10 protein-coding genes are annotated in these 12,565 nt (G+C 73.8%); 5 read left to right on the top strand and 5 right to left on the bottom strand.

Features of this window, described 5'->3' with window-relative positions:
* Nucleotides 1–145: 145 nt before the first annotated feature.
* Together WME96_RS03685 and WME96_RS03680 are read right to left on the bottom strand one after the other, a co-directional pair.
* Entirely contained in the window at nucleotides 146–442 is a 297-nt protein-coding gene (locus WME96_RS03685) for a polyhydroxyalkanoic acid system family protein (RefSeq protein ID WP_061616980.1), read from the bottom strand.
* Nucleotides 443–497: 55 nt separating this feature from the next.
* On the bottom strand, nucleotides 498–1,094 hold the full coding sequence (locus WME96_RS03680) for a peptidyl-prolyl cis-trans isomerase (RefSeq protein ID WP_437288796.1): 597 nt from the start codon (nucleotides 1,092–1,094) through the stop codon (nucleotides 498–500).
* 407 nt (nucleotides 1,095–1,501) lie between these two features.
* Between WME96_RS03680 and WME96_RS03675 the strand changes: the two genes are divergently transcribed.
* Nucleotides 1,502–5,842: a tetratricopeptide repeat protein gene (locus tag WME96_RS03675; RefSeq protein WP_437288795.1), complete on the top strand. Its 4,341-nt coding sequence runs from the start codon at nucleotides 1,502–1,504 to the stop codon at nucleotides 5,840–5,842.
* An 84-nt stretch (nucleotides 5,843–5,926) separates the two neighbouring features.
* The gene (locus tag WME96_RS03670; protein ID WP_437288794.1) at nucleotides 5,927–6,415 is read left to right on the top strand and encodes an N-acetyltransferase family protein; all 489 of its coding nucleotides are present in this window, start codon (nucleotides 5,927–5,929) and stop codon (nucleotides 6,413–6,415) included.
* 69 nt (nucleotides 6,416–6,484) lie between these two features.
* On the opposite strand, the gene WME96_RS03665 is transcribed toward WME96_RS03670, so the two are convergent.
* Complete coding sequence (locus WME96_RS03665) at nucleotides 6,485–7,060, bottom strand: GNAT family N-acetyltransferase (RefSeq protein ID WP_437288793.1); 576 nt, start codon at nucleotides 7,058–7,060, stop codon at nucleotides 6,485–6,487.
* A 979-nt stretch (nucleotides 7,061–8,039) separates the two neighbouring features.
* Between WME96_RS03665 and WME96_RS03660 the strand changes: the two genes are divergently transcribed.
* Both WME96_RS03660 and WME96_RS03655 read left to right on the top strand, forming a co-directional pair.
* Nucleotides 8,040–8,708: a glutathione S-transferase family protein gene (locus WME96_RS03660; protein ID WP_437288792.1), complete on the top strand. Its 669-nt coding sequence runs from the start codon at nucleotides 8,040–8,042 to the stop codon at nucleotides 8,706–8,708.
* Between the two features lie 23 nt (nucleotides 8,709–8,731).
* Nucleotides 8,732–9,352 (top strand): glutathione S-transferase family protein, encoded by a 621-nt coding sequence (locus WME96_RS03655; protein WP_437288791.1) that lies wholly within the window; start codon nucleotides 8,732–8,734, stop codon nucleotides 9,350–9,352.
* An 89-nt stretch (nucleotides 9,353–9,441) separates the two neighbouring features.
* Here the strand turns inward: WME96_RS03655 and WME96_RS03650 are convergent, their stop codons facing one another.
* Together WME96_RS03650 and WME96_RS03645 are read right to left on the bottom strand one after the other, a co-directional pair.
* The gene (locus WME96_RS03650; RefSeq protein WP_437288790.1) at nucleotides 9,442–10,617 is read right to left on the bottom strand and encodes an acyl-CoA dehydrogenase family protein; all 1,176 of its coding nucleotides are present in this window, start codon (nucleotides 10,615–10,617) and stop codon (nucleotides 9,442–9,444) included.
* A 6-nt stretch (nucleotides 10,618–10,623) separates the two neighbouring features.
* Nucleotides 10,624–11,496, bottom strand: coding sequence for an isocitrate lyase/PEP mutase family protein (locus WME96_RS03645; RefSeq protein WP_437288789.1), 873 nt, complete (start codon nucleotides 11,494–11,496; stop codon nucleotides 10,624–10,626).
* A 198-nt stretch (nucleotides 11,497–11,694) separates the two neighbouring features.
* On the opposite strand from WME96_RS03645, the gene WME96_RS03640 reads away from it, so the two are divergent.
* Entirely contained in the window at nucleotides 11,695–12,543 is an 849-nt protein-coding gene (locus WME96_RS03640) for an alpha/beta fold hydrolase (protein WP_437288788.1), read from the top strand.
* Nucleotides 12,544–12,565: the final 22 nt, after the last annotated feature.

Raw genomic sequence — 12,565 nt, 5'->3', positions numbered from 1 at the left:
GGTCGCTGGCGAGCGGAGGGCGTCGAGACGAGGAGGAGGGAGCGCGGGACGACGGTGCGCGGCGAGCGGCCAGGCGGCACGCCGCCGGAGACGCCGGTCGCTCGAGGCGCCCGGCGCGCCCGGTACGCGAGGCCGGCTGTCCTCGCTAGGCTTTGCCGAGGACGGCCTCGAGCTTCTCGTTGACCTTCGACTCGATCGTGCCCTTCATCGCCTTCAACAGGAACGGGAGATCGATCTCGACCTGCACCGCCGACGCCTCGACGCGCACGAGGCCCTTCGTTCCCTTGGCGGCGCCGCCCGGGGCCTCGAAGCGGATGAGATCGCCATCCCATCGCCACTGGAGGCCGAGCTTGTCCTCCATGCCCCGCGCGAGCACCTCCGCGCGCTGCCGGGCCTCTTCCTTGGTGAGCGAGTGCTGCCGGCGGATGTCGATCGTCGCCATACGGTATCTCCCCTCGTTCGCGCCTGCGGCGACGCGCCGCGCGCGGTACGCCTTCTTACTCGATCCGCCGCGTGATCCAAAAGCCGCGCGGCGTGTCGACCGGGCCGCTCACCCCCCCCTTGGGGAGGCTGAAGAGCTCGTACTCGGGCGCGGGCTCGAGCACGCCGCGCGGGATGAAGCCGAGGTCGTCGGTCGATCCCTTGTCGCCCTTGTCGACGGCGGCCTTGAAGTCCGTCTTGGCGACCTCGGCGAGCTCCCTGGCGAGCGCCAGCGCCGCGTCCTTGGAGCGCGCGTTCGGCGTCGCGCCCTGCGCGCCGCGGTACTGGACCAGCACGACGCCGAAGCGCACCTTCTTCGGGGCCTCGGTGGGCAGCCCGGGCGGAGCCTCTCCCGAGAGGAGCGTGATGCCCGCGTCGGATCGCGCCGTCTGCTCCGGACCGCTCGCCGGGGCGCCCTCGACGCCAGCGTCGGCGCCTGCGTCGCCGTCGTCCGCCGTCGGCGGCGTCGCCGTGGGCGAGCCGGCGTCGACGGTCGCGCCGGCGTCGGCGGGCGCGCTGGCCGCTCCGCGGCCCTTGGGGCCGCTCTGCGCGATGACGAACGCCACGGCGCCCGCGAAGAAGAGCGTGTAGATGACCGCCGTCGACCGCTGCATGGGCGGCAGCGCGTTAGCACAGGTGGAGGACGCTTGGCGAGGCCGCGTTGTCGGCGCGCCCCGCGTCGCCGGCTCCCCGCGCCCCCTCCGGCGTCCTCTTGTCGCGGCCGCCTCGCCGCCGCCGGCGTTCCGGCTCTGCTCCGGGCGTAGGGCGCGCGGCCTGCCGCGCGACGCGGGGCGAGGTGTGGACGAGGTGTGGACGAGGCGCGGGCGAGACGTGCGCGGGATCCGCGCGGGACGCGGACGCCGGGACCGATTTGAGGAGGGCCGGTAGAAGAGGCGATCCAAGGACCACAAGCCCTGCTAGTAAGGAGAGCGGATGTCGGGGCATCCCGGCCTGTCGCAGGCCGAACGAGCGTGACGGGGCCTGCGGAGGCAGTCGCAGCGCCCGCATCGGGTCGGGGAGCATGATCAAGGTCGAGTGCGACGGATGTAAATCGCCGTACCAGGTCGACGAGAAGCGCGTTCCCCCAGCGGGGCTCAAAATGCGCTGTCCGAAGTGCGGCACGAGCCTGCTGGTAACGAAGGGGGGCGCTGCGCCCGCGGCGACACCTGCGCCGACGCCCACGCCCGCGCCGCGGGCTGGTGCGGGGGGCCTTCAGCTCTCGGAGCGGAGCGCACCGGCGATGCACGACGACGCCGATCTGCCCGTGGCAGCGCCGGACGACGTCGCGTTCCCCGCGGTCGCGCCGCCCCGGCGCCCCGGGCCAGCGCCGGTGCCGATCCCGCCGCGCCGCGGGGCGCAGACGGCGCCCGCCGCGCCGGCGCCGATCGCCGCGGCAGCGCCCGCGCCGCGCGCCGAGCCGCCGGGACCGGAGGTCTTCGGCGAGATCGGCCTGCCCGACGTGCCGGATCGCCCGGCGCCCTCCGATCGCCGCAACGCCAAGACGGTGCCGCAGCGCCGCGGCTTCGGCGAGATCGACCTGATGGTCGAGCTCCCGAGCCCGGCGGACGTCGAGGCGCAAGGGCTCGATCCCGACGACCTGCCGGTCGTGTACGGCAACATGCCCGCCGCGCCGGCGCCGCTCTCGGCGCGATCGCGCGCGGAGTCGCGCACCGCCCCGGCGACGCCCACGGCGTTCGCCGACACCGATCTGCCAGCGCGGGTCGATCCGCTTCCCCCGAGCAGCCGGCGGACCCTCGGGTTCGGCCCGCGCGACTCGGCGTTCGGCGCGCGCGACTCGGCGCCCGGCTCCCGCGACCCGGCGTTCGGCGCGCGCGACTCGGCGCCCGGCTCCCGCGACCCGGCGCCCGGCGGGCGCGACTCGGGTCCCGGCGGCCGCGCCGGGGCCGCCACGCAGCCGCTCGGCCGCGGGCGCACCCGTGGCATGGGAGAGGCCGCGCCGCCGCGCGTGGCTCCGGAGTACGACTTCGGGGACCTCGACGACGACGTGCCCCCGGCTCCGCCGGCGCGCTCCAGCAGCGGCTCGATGTCGTTCGGCTTCGGCGAGCTCGAGCTGCCCCTCGAGGGCGACAGCGACCCCGAGCTGCCCTCGCCGGCGTCGGGCGATCTGCCGATCGTCTCCGGCGATCTGCCCAGCTCGGTCCCCGGCGTCATCGGCATGCCCGCGCCGTTCCCGGGCGCGGGCCTGCCCGTGCCGGCCTCCGCGCCGCTCCCGTCGCCGGTCCGCGCCGGGCTCCCGGCCCCGACCGCGGCAGGCCTCCCCGCCCCCGCCTCCGCGGGCTTCCCCGCCACGGCGCCCGCGGGCTACCCCGTCGCCGCGTCCGCGGGCTTCCCCGCCACCGCACCCGCAGGCTACCCCGCGCCGGCGCCCGCAGGCTTCCCCGCGCCGGCCACCGCGGGCTTCCCCGCCCATGCGCCCGTCGGCGTCCCCGCGAAGGCCACCGGCCCCGCGCTCCCCACGAAGGCCACCGGACCCGGCTTGCCCGCCGGACCGGGCACCATCGTCGGCGCCGAGCTCTTCGATGAGGCCCCGCCGGACTACGACGACTCGCGCGTCGGCGCCGCGTTCCAGGCGCCCGGGCCGCGCCCGCTCCCGCCGACGGCGCCCGAGCCCCCCAGCGGCGGCGGGATGCCGCCGGCGGACTTCGGCGACGAGATCGCGCTCGGCGAGAGCGTCGCGAGCCTCGCCACCGGCGCCGCGCCCGCCGCGTACGATCCGTCCGACCGCTCCGCGAACTTCACGCAGACCCCGGTGGACGCCGACGATCGCGGCATCGAGCTCAGCGAGCCGCACCCCAGCGTCGGCGACGAGGTCGATCTCACGGGCGCCGGCACGGAGATCGGCGACCTGAGCGCCGGGCCGGAGGCGCAGGTCGACAAGGCCGCACCCGCCCAGGAAGCCCCGCAGCAGAAGACCAAGATCAAGCGCTACGTCGTCGCGGCCCTCGCCGTCGCCGCCGTCGGCGGCGGCGCGCTCGCGCTCGTGCCGGACGTCGGCGCCTTCGGCGTGAACCTGATCAGCGACCGGCTCAACGCCTCCGCGCACGAGGCGGCGCTCGCCGACCTGAGGAAGCGCACCCAGGCCGCCCTCGCCCAGGACACCGCCTCGGCCGCGAACGGCGCGCTGAACGACGCGAAGGCCGTGCGCGGCGGCGCGCCGCGGCACCGGGCGACCATGGCCTACGCCGGGTACGTCGCCTTCGCGCGCAGCGTCCGCTTCGGGCACCGGACCGTCGACGACGCCTTCGGCAAGGAGATGGTCGCGCTCGCGAGCTCCGAGCCGAGCGACCTGCTCGCGCTCGCCGTCGCGGCGCAGGACGCGGCCACCGGGCAACTACAGCGCGCGCGGGAGGGCGCGCAGGCGCTCGGCGCCCGGCTCAAGGACGACATCGACGTCGCCGTCCTCGCCGCCGAGATCGAGATCCTCGCGGGCGACGCGCCCAGGGCCGTCGCGGCGTGGCAGCGCGCGAACGATCTCCAGAAGAGCGCGCGCACGCTGTTCGGCCTGGCGCGGGCGCAGCGCCTCGCGGGCGACGCCGCGGCCGCGGAGGCGAGCGCCAGGGCCGCGCTGGAGGCCTCGCCGAACCACGTCGGGGCCCGCACCCTGATCGCGTCGCTCCTCTGGCAGGCGCCGGGGCGCGAGCAGGAGGCGCTCGATCTGCTGGGCAAGGTCACCGGCGACGGCCCGGTCCGGGCCGCCGCGAGCGACCCCGAGATCGTCGAGGCGTACACGCTGCTCGGCACCGTCCACCTCACGAAGTCCCGCATGAGCGCGGCCGAGCAGGCGTTCGCCGCCGCGGTGAAGATCGATCCGCAGGCGGTGCGCGCGCTGATCGGCAACGGCGAGGTCCTCTACCGGTCGGGCCGCTACTCCGAGGCGCAGGCGCGCTTCGAGGCCGCGGCCCGCGCCGACGCGCAGAACATCGCCGCGCACATCGGCAAGGCGAAGACGTGGCTGGCCCAGGAGCGCATGAAGGAGGCGAAGGACCTCCTCAAGGGGCTGCAGAAGACCCACGCGGCCGACCCGCAGGTCGCCTACTGGCTCGGGCGCACCGAGCTCGCGCTCGGCAACAAGAAGGAAGCGGAGCAGGCGTACCTCGACGCCGTGAAGTCGAGCGAGAACCGCCCCGAGGTCGTCGACGCCTACGTCGCGCTGGCCTCGCTGCTCTCGAGCCTGGGCCGCAACGAGGAGGCGGCGGCGAGGCTGTCGGAGGCGACCGCGAAGTTCCCGGACCTGCCCGCGCTCCACAAGGCCAAGGCCGAGGTCGCGCTCCAGACCGGGCGGTACGACGAGGCGCGGCAGGAGCTCGAGCTGGCGCTCGCCAAGGAGGACGATCTCGGCAGCCAGTTCAAGCTGGGCGAGGCCTACCGCCGCCTGCGCCGCTTCGACGACGCGGCGAGGGTCTTCGACAAGGTCACGGCGGCCGACAAGGACTACCCGGGCCTCGCCCTGGAGCGCGGGCTCCTGTTCGAGGAGACGGGCCAGAGCGAGCGCGCGCTGGAGATGTACGCGGACGCGCTCCGCAAGGCGCCGAACGACATCGATCTGAAGCTGCGCGTCGGCTCGACGCAGGTCATGGCGGGCCACGCGAGCCAGGCCGAGCCGATGCTGCGCGACGTGCTCAAGGATCGCCCGAACTCCGCCGAGGCGCACCACTTCCTCGGCCGCGCGCTCCTCGTGCGCGGCACGAACATGGCCGAGGCGCTGCGCTTGCTGGAGCGCGCCGCGGAGCTCGACCCGAACCGCGCGGAGTACCACCTCTACGTCGGCTGGGGCGCCAACGAGACGGGCCAGACGGCGCGCGCGGAGGTGGCGTTGCGGCGCGCGCTGGAGCTCGACGCGGAGCTCGGCGACGCGTACTGGCAGCGCGGCGTGCTCCTGCAGAAGCAGGGGGCGAGCCGCGACGCGCTGGCGGATCTGCAGATCGCGCTGGAGAAGCGGCCGTCCCGCTACGAGGCCTACGCCACGATGGCGCTCTGCTACCAGGACCAGGGCAACTGGGCGGCCGCGGAGGAGGCCTGGCGCAAGGCGATCGCGTCGAACGACAAGGTCCCCGAGTGGCACTACCGCCTCGGCAAGATCTACGCGTCGCGCGGCAACCGCGCCGGGGCCGCGGCCGAGCTGGAGCAGGCGGTCGCCCTCGGCGAGGCGCCGGACCGCTCGGCGCCCCCGTGGCTGTTCGACGCGCACTTCCTCCTGGCCGAGGCGCTCCGCGCGACGAACGACCGCGAGAAGGCGATCCGCCACTACCAGCGCTTCCTGGAGACGGCGCCGACCGACAACGCCTACCGGCGCGACGCGCAGCAGGCGCTGGAGAGCCTGGGGGCGGGCAAGGGGCGGTGAGCGCCGAGGCCGAGCGCTGAGCACAGAGGCCGAGCGCGGAGCGCCGCGGCCGGGCGAGCGCCGTTCGCTCGGCTATCCTGGCGGATGACCCCCACCCTCAAGGCCCGCCCGGCGGAGCGCGCCGACATGCCCGCGGTGGCGCGCTTCGCGGCGCAGCTCGTCCGCCTGCACCACGCCCTGGATCCGCACCGCTTCCTGTGCCTGGAGCCGATCGAGCCCGGGTACGAGCGGTGGCTCACCAGCGAGCTCGCCAACCCCGACGCGGCGATCGTCGTCGTCGAGCGGGGCGGCGCCGAGCCGGCGCTGGTCGGCTACGCCTACGGGCGCCGGGAGCCGCGCGACTGGAACAGCCTGCTCGACGCATGCGGCGTGCTCCACGACGTCTATGTGGCCGAGCCCGCGCGCCGGCTCGGCGCGGGCGCCGTCCTGCTCGACGCCGTGATCGCGCGCCTCCGCGCCCTCGGGGCGCCGCGCGTCGTGCTCCACACCGCGACGCAGAACGCCGCCGCGCAGCGCCTGTTCGAGCGGTACGGCTTCCGCCGCACGATGATCGAGATGACGCGCGAGCTCTGATCCAGGCGCCTCGATATCCCTGGATCACGGCGTGCTGACGACGCGCGAGCCGTCCTCATGGACTGGCCCTCATCGAGGCGCGTTCGCGTCTTCCGCGGCCTTCCGCTCCCATACCATCGTGTCGCGCGGCTCGCCGACCGGGGTGAGCGCGTTCGCCTCGAGCGTCGTCACGTATCGATACCCGAGCCGCCGGGGCACGGCGGCGCTCGCGCTGTTCCGGGGATCGCAGCGGATCTCGACGCGGCTCAGCCCGAGATCCTCGAACGCGACCCGGGTCAGCGCCTCTGCTGCCTCCGTGGCGTACCCGCGTCGCGTCGCCGTCTCCCGGAGCCAGTATCCGATCTCGATCGCGTCCGGGCCGATCCGCGGGTGCAGCCCCGTGCCCCCGAGCACCTCGCGCTCGTCGCGCGTGAAGATGCCGTAATGAAAGTCGCGTCCTGCCGCGAAATCGTCCCGGAACCTCTCCAGCAGCGCGATCGTGGCCTCCAGCGCCAACGGCTCGTTCACGGCCCACGGCATCCAGGGGCGCAGGTGGGCAAGGCTTTCGTCGATCGCCTCCCTCATCAAAGAGGCATCCTCGGGCTGCCACGCGCGCAGAACCAGCCGAGCGGTCAAGAGCTGGGCGGGAGGGCGCTCACCCGCCATGGCCCCGCTCCATGCCTGCCGCCCTCGTGCATCGGACAACGATGTCAATCCCCTGTCGAGCGCAGCAGACCACGCGCTCGCGACGTCCGGAGCCACCGATATCTCCGCAACAGACGCGAGCGAGCAACACGCTGCCGAGCTTACGACGAACGCCTCTCCTGAACATCCTTGCTCCTCCGTCGCGATACCCTCCCGGCAGCGCTATCCCGCCGCAGATGGGTTTGCACACCCCCGATCGAGCTCATCGCCCACCCGAGGAGCGGCTTGACATGTCCACTATAACAGACTAACGTCCGCCATAGAAGAGTAAGACAGGGAACAGCGACGGTCCCCCGATGCGTCGGGAGGAGACCCGCGTGTGGACGATCCGCTCGCGCAGAGGTGCCGCTCGACGGGGTGGCGGACTGCGGCTCTGTCTGTCGCATCCGCGACCAGCAATCCACGAGGAGGAAGTCAGGATGAAGATCTGAACGACCCCATCCCGCGAGGCGCGACGTCTCCCGGGTATTTGCCTTCATTGACCGTCCCATCAGCAGCGCTCCCTCCCGGCGCCCGGCGCTCAGCGGAGCGCCGGTCGAGCAAACCGACCCCCAAACACCTCCACGACGCGCCCACCGGGCCATCCAGCGAGCCCGCGCAGCATCGCCGGCCTCCGACACGATCACCACCGCACGCCGGATTGACTGCTGCCGCAGCAGCACATCGCCAGCAATCGCTGCTCCCGCCGCAGCAAGTCCATGTCCGCCATGACGGATCGCGATCCGTTCCCGCGACAGCGCTCTGGCACGTTATCTGCTCGACCGGCGGCGCGTGAGATGACGCGAACGCGATCGACGACCGCCGCCGACGCCGGCGCGCGCTCCGAGCCTGGACCAGCGCGGCACGGCCTGGAGGGTATCCGATGGATCCGGATGCTCGTCCTTCTGCTCCGCGCGGCAGGAGAGCATCTGGCGTGGCCGGAGCCACGAAGGAGAACAGGATGACGAAGCTGCGACTCTACAGCGCGAAGGCGTGCCCCTTCGCTCACCGCACCCGGCTCGTGCTTCAGGAGAAGGCGATCGACCACGAGCTGACCGAGGTCGATCTTCAGAACAAGCCGCGGGCGTTCGTCGACGCCTCGCTCTACGGCAAGGTCCCGGCGATCGAGCACGACGGCCACCGCATCTGGGAGTCGGCGATCATCAACGAGTACCTGGAGGAGGTCTTCCCCGATCCCCCGCTCCTGCCCCGGGAGCCCGGCAGGCGCGCCCTCGCGAGGATCTGGATCGACCACGCGAACACGCGGCTCGTGCCCGCGTTCGGTCAGCTCCTCAGGGCCGAGACGCCGGAACAGGAGGCGGAGGGGCGCAAGGCGCTCGGCGACGTGCTCGCGTTCATCGAGCGCGAGGCGCTGGCGAAGTCGAGCGGGCCTTACTGGCTGGGCGCCGAGGTCAGCCTCGTCGATCTCGCCTTCTATCCGTGGTTCGAGCGGCTGCCGGCGGTGGGCCGCCTGCGCGGGTTCTCCATCCCGGCGGAGCTCACGCGGCTCCAGGCGTGGCTCGACGCCGTGCAGGCGCGCGACGCGGTCCGCGCCCACCTGAACCCGGTCGATTTCTACGTGGAGCGTTACGCGAAGTTCGTGAAGCCGGCGGCGGCGACGGCCGCCTGAGCGGCGCCGAAGACGAGGACATCATGCTGAAGCTCTGGGGTCACAAGAACTCTTCCAACGTACAGAAGGTCCTCTGGGCGCTCGACGAGCTCAGGCTCGATTTCGAGCGCGTCGACGCCGGCGGGCCGTTCGGCCGCGTCAAGGACGCGGACTATCTCACCCTCAACCCGAACGGGCTGGTCCCGACGCTCGAGGACGGGCCACTGGTGCTCTGGGAGTCGCACGCGATCGTGCGGTATCTGTTCACCCGCTACGGCTCGCCGCCCCTCCAGCCGAGCGACCTCGCGGAGAGGGCGCGCGCCGACGCCTGGACAGACTGGCAGTTCGGGACGCTGTGGCCCCCGGTGCGGACGCTCCTGGTCCAGCTCCTGCGCACGCCGGAGGAGCGCCGCGATCAGGGCGCGATCGACGGCGCGCGCAAGTCGGCGCTCGCCGCCCTGGGGATCCTCGACAAGGAGCTGTCACGGCACCCGTGGACCGCAGGGGAGTACTTCACGCTCGCCGACATCCCCCTCGGGGTGGCGGCGCAGCGGTGGTACAACCTCCCGATCGAGCGGCCCGCGCTCCAGCACGTGGACGCATGGTACGGCCGCGTCAGGCGCCGACCGGGCTTCGAGCGCTGGGTGGACCTCCCGCTGAAATGAGGCGCGCGCCCCGCGCGGGCTCATGACGGATGGCCGGTATTGCCGGCCGTCTCCTTCTCTCCGCTCGCGGTCCGCTCGCGGACGGCCCTTCAAAACATCGGCAGCTCGGTGTCCAGCCCGAGCAGCACGCGGCCCTGGACCTCGCGCGTCTGCGGGGCGACGAGGGCGTGCTGCGTGACGGCGTGAACGTCGCGGAAGCAGCGCTGAAGAGGGCTCTCCGCGTAGAGCGCCGTGGCGCCGCCCGCCGTGAAGGCCAGATCGACGGCGCGGGCCGCGCCGAGCGCGGCGTTCGTCGCGGCGAGGCGGACGCGCGCCCGCTCCCGTAGCGAGATCGGCTCGCCCGCCAGCGCGGCATCCCAGACGGCGTCGACCGCCTCGACGAGGTACGCCCTGGCCGCGCCCAGCGTGGCCTCGGCCTCGGCCACGACGAGCGCCGTCGACGGCCGCGCGGCGAGCGACGTCATCGCGCCGGCCGGCCTCTTGGTCGCCGCGAGCCGGATGAGCTCATCGAGGGCTTCACGCGCGATCCCGAGCGCGGTCGACGCGACCGCGCTCGCGAGGAAGCCGAAGAGAGGGAACATGAAGCGAGGCCCCGGATGGGTCGGCGCGGTCATCGGGAGACGGATGCACCGGCGACTCGGCACGAAGACGTCCGCGACCTCGAAATCGTGGCTCCCGGTGCCGGCGAGGCCGGACACGCGCCACGTATCCAGGATCTTGCACTCGGAGGCGCGGAACATCGGCACGACGGCCTCGGGCGCGCCCGCCGGCGACATGCGCGGGGCTGCCCCGTCGAACACCACCGCGGTGCCGCCCAGCCAGTCGCAATGCTGACAGGCGCTCGCCATCGCCCACCTCCCCGTGATGCGATACCCTCCCTCGACCTCGACGGCGCGCCCGCTCGGCGCGAAGACGCCCGCGGTGACGGCATCGGGGAGCGCATACATCTCTTGACCCCCCTCCGCGGGGAGGTACGCCTCGAACGCGCCGGTCGTACCGCAGATCATCGCACACCACCCCGCCGCGCCGTCGGCGCGCGAGAGCTCCTCGATCACGCGCAGGGTCGTGAGGGGGTCGGCCTCGAGGCCGCCGAACGCGCGTGGACGACACATGCGGAAGATCCCAGACTCCCTGAACGCCTTCGCGACGGGATCGGGCAGACGGCGCTCGCGCTCTCCCTGCTGCGCGTGCTGCTTGACGAGCGGAACGAGGCTGCGCGCCACGTCGAGGAGCGACGCGGGCTCGGCGGAGGACATCGTGGCCATGTGAACTCACCCCTTCTCGGGCGGCGGCTGCGCGTACCGCGCCTCTTCCGCGTAGTAGTCAGGGAAGCCGACGACCTCCTGGAGCGCCCCGAAGCTCATGCGAGGGTCCGGGTGCCGGCCGGCGCGCAAAGCCGCGAGCGCCTCGCGCATGGCGGCGGCGGCGACCGAGAGCAGGGTGAGCGGATAGGCCGCGATCTTGTAGCCGATCGCCTCGAGCTCCGCCGGCGGCAGCACCGGCGTCCTGCCGTGATCCACCATGTTCGCCATCGTCGGCGCGCGCACCTCGCGGCAGAACGCGCGCATCTCTTCCACGCTCTCGGGCGCCTCGAGGAACACGATGTCTGCCCCGAGGTCGGCGAACGCCCGTGCCCGCGACAGCGCCTCGTCGAAGCCGTGCGTCTGCCGGGCGTCCGTGCGGGCCATGACGAGCACGCCGGCCCCCTCGTCGCGCGCGTCCACCGCGGCGCGGACGCGGGTGAGCGCCTCGTCGCGGGGCACCACCTGCTTGCCGCGCGTGTGGCCGCAGCGCTTCGGGGCCACCTGGTCCTCGATCATCACGCAGGCGAGCCCGGCCTTCGCATAGCCGCGCACCGTGCGCTTCACGTTCATCGCGTTGCCGTAGCCGGTGTCGCCATCGCCGATCACCGGGATCGACACAGCGCCGCAGATCGCGCGCGCCTGGTCGACCATCTCTCCATACGAGATGAGACCCGTGTCCGGGGCGCCGAGGCGCGCGGCGGAGACAGCGAAGCCGCTCATGAACGTCAGCGGGAAGCCGGCCTGCTCGATCAGGCGCGCCGACAGCGCGTCGAAGCAGCAAGGCATCACCAGGAGGCCGGGCGTCGCGAGGAGCTCTCGGAGCTGCTGAGCAGAGGACACGGCCGCGACGATACCCCGACCGGCCGCCCCCCGCGCAAGCGGAAGGCGCGCAGCGCGGCGTTCGTCGCGGGCGCTCCCGCGGCCTTCCATCGGCGCGCCGGGAGGCCCCGGCAGCGCGGCGCTCCCTGGGTTTCTGTTGCCGGGTCCGGCGCTCGAGAGGCAGGATGCGGCCGCGATGGATCCGCACAGGAGAGGCGCATGAGCACGGTTTCATTGAGGGAAATCGCGATCGACGGCCAGCCCGCCAGCGTCCACGTCGGCGGCCGGGGAGAGCCGCTGCTGCTGGTGCACGGCGCCTGGGGCGGCGCGTCGATGTACTGGTCGTCCGTCTGGGAGCGGTTCGCGGAGCGCTTCCAGGTGATCGCGCCCGACCTGCCGGGCGTTGGCCGCACGGACACCCCGGCGCTCGGCTCGCTCGGCGCCTACGCGCGCTGGCTCGAGCGGCTCCTCGACGACCTCGGCGTCGCCAGCGCGTGGTGCGTCGGCAACTCGTTCGGCGCCGGGGTGGCGTCGTGCTTCGCGGCGCAGCACGCGGCCCGCTGCCGGGGGCTCGTGCTGGTCAACGGCACGCCCGTCCCCGCGCTGCCGCGGGCCGTCGGCTGGCTGCTGGCGCGGCCGCTGCCCCGGCAGATGCTGCGCGCGCTCGCGCTGAAGCACGGGTACAACCCGTCGATCCTGACCCGCGCCTTCGCCGACCCCGGCCGCGCCCCCGCCGCGCTGCGGGACGACCTGGAGCGCGGCAGCTCGCCGCAGATGGATGCGGTGCTCGACGCCGTGCTCCAAGGGGGCCCCAGGGCGCCGCTCGGCGTGACCCCGCTGATCGTCTGGGGCGAGGCGGACCGGCTCGCGGGCAGCTCCGCGCGCGCCGCGATGAAGCTCCACGCCTCGCTGCCGGGCTCGCAGCTCACGTTCATCCCGGCGACAGGGCACATGCCGCAGCTCGAGAACCCCGAGGCGTTCGTCGACGCGGTGTCGCGCTTCATCGAGGCGCGCTCGGCCGCCGCGCGCCCCCGCGGCCTCGGCGGGCGGGTCGACGCCGGCGCGTAGGCCCGAGCGCGGGCCCGGCGCG

Source organism: Sorangium sp. So ce406 (assembly GCF_051474675.1).
Lineage (GTDB): Bacteria > Myxococcota_A > Polyangia > Polyangiales > Polyangiaceae > Sorangium > Sorangium cellulosum_G.
Note: the sequence above shows the minus strand (reverse complement) of the source record. Positions and strands in the feature narration are given on the sequence as shown.

What these genes read in the sequence shown, in the direction of transcription:
- WME96_RS03680 (WP_437288796.1), bottom strand. Translation starts at nt 1,094, where the DNA reads ATGCAGCGGTCGACGGCGGTCATCTACACGCTCTTCTTCGCGGGCGCC.
- WME96_RS03640 (WP_437288788.1), top strand. Translation starts at nt 11,695, where the DNA reads ATGAGCACGGTTTCATTGAGGGAAATCGCGATCGACGGCCAGCCCGCC.
- WME96_RS03660 (WP_437288792.1), top strand. Translation starts at nt 8,040, where the DNA reads ATGACGAAGCTGCGACTCTACAGCGCGAAGGCGTGCCCCTTCGCTCAC.
- WME96_RS03650 (WP_437288790.1), bottom strand. Translation starts at nt 10,617, where the DNA reads ATGGCCACGATGTCCTCCGCCGAGCCCGCGTCGCTCCTCGACGTGGCG.
- WME96_RS03655 (WP_437288791.1), top strand. Translation starts at nt 8,732, where the DNA reads ATGCTGAAGCTCTGGGGTCACAAGAACTCTTCCAACGTACAGAAGGTC.
- WME96_RS03685 (WP_061616980.1), bottom strand. Translation starts at nt 442, where the DNA reads ATGGCGACGATCGACATCCGCCGGCAGCACTCGCTCACCAAGGAAGAG.
- WME96_RS03665 (WP_437288793.1), bottom strand. Translation starts at nt 7,060, where the DNA reads ATGGCGGGTGAGCGCCCTCCCGCCCAGCTCTTGACCGCTCGGCTGGTT.
- WME96_RS03675 (WP_437288795.1), top strand. Translation starts at nt 1,502, where the DNA reads ATGATCAAGGTCGAGTGCGACGGATGTAAATCGCCGTACCAGGTCGAC.
- WME96_RS03670 (WP_437288794.1), top strand. Translation starts at nt 5,927, where the DNA reads ATGACCCCCACCCTCAAGGCCCGCCCGGCGGAGCGCGCCGACATGCCC.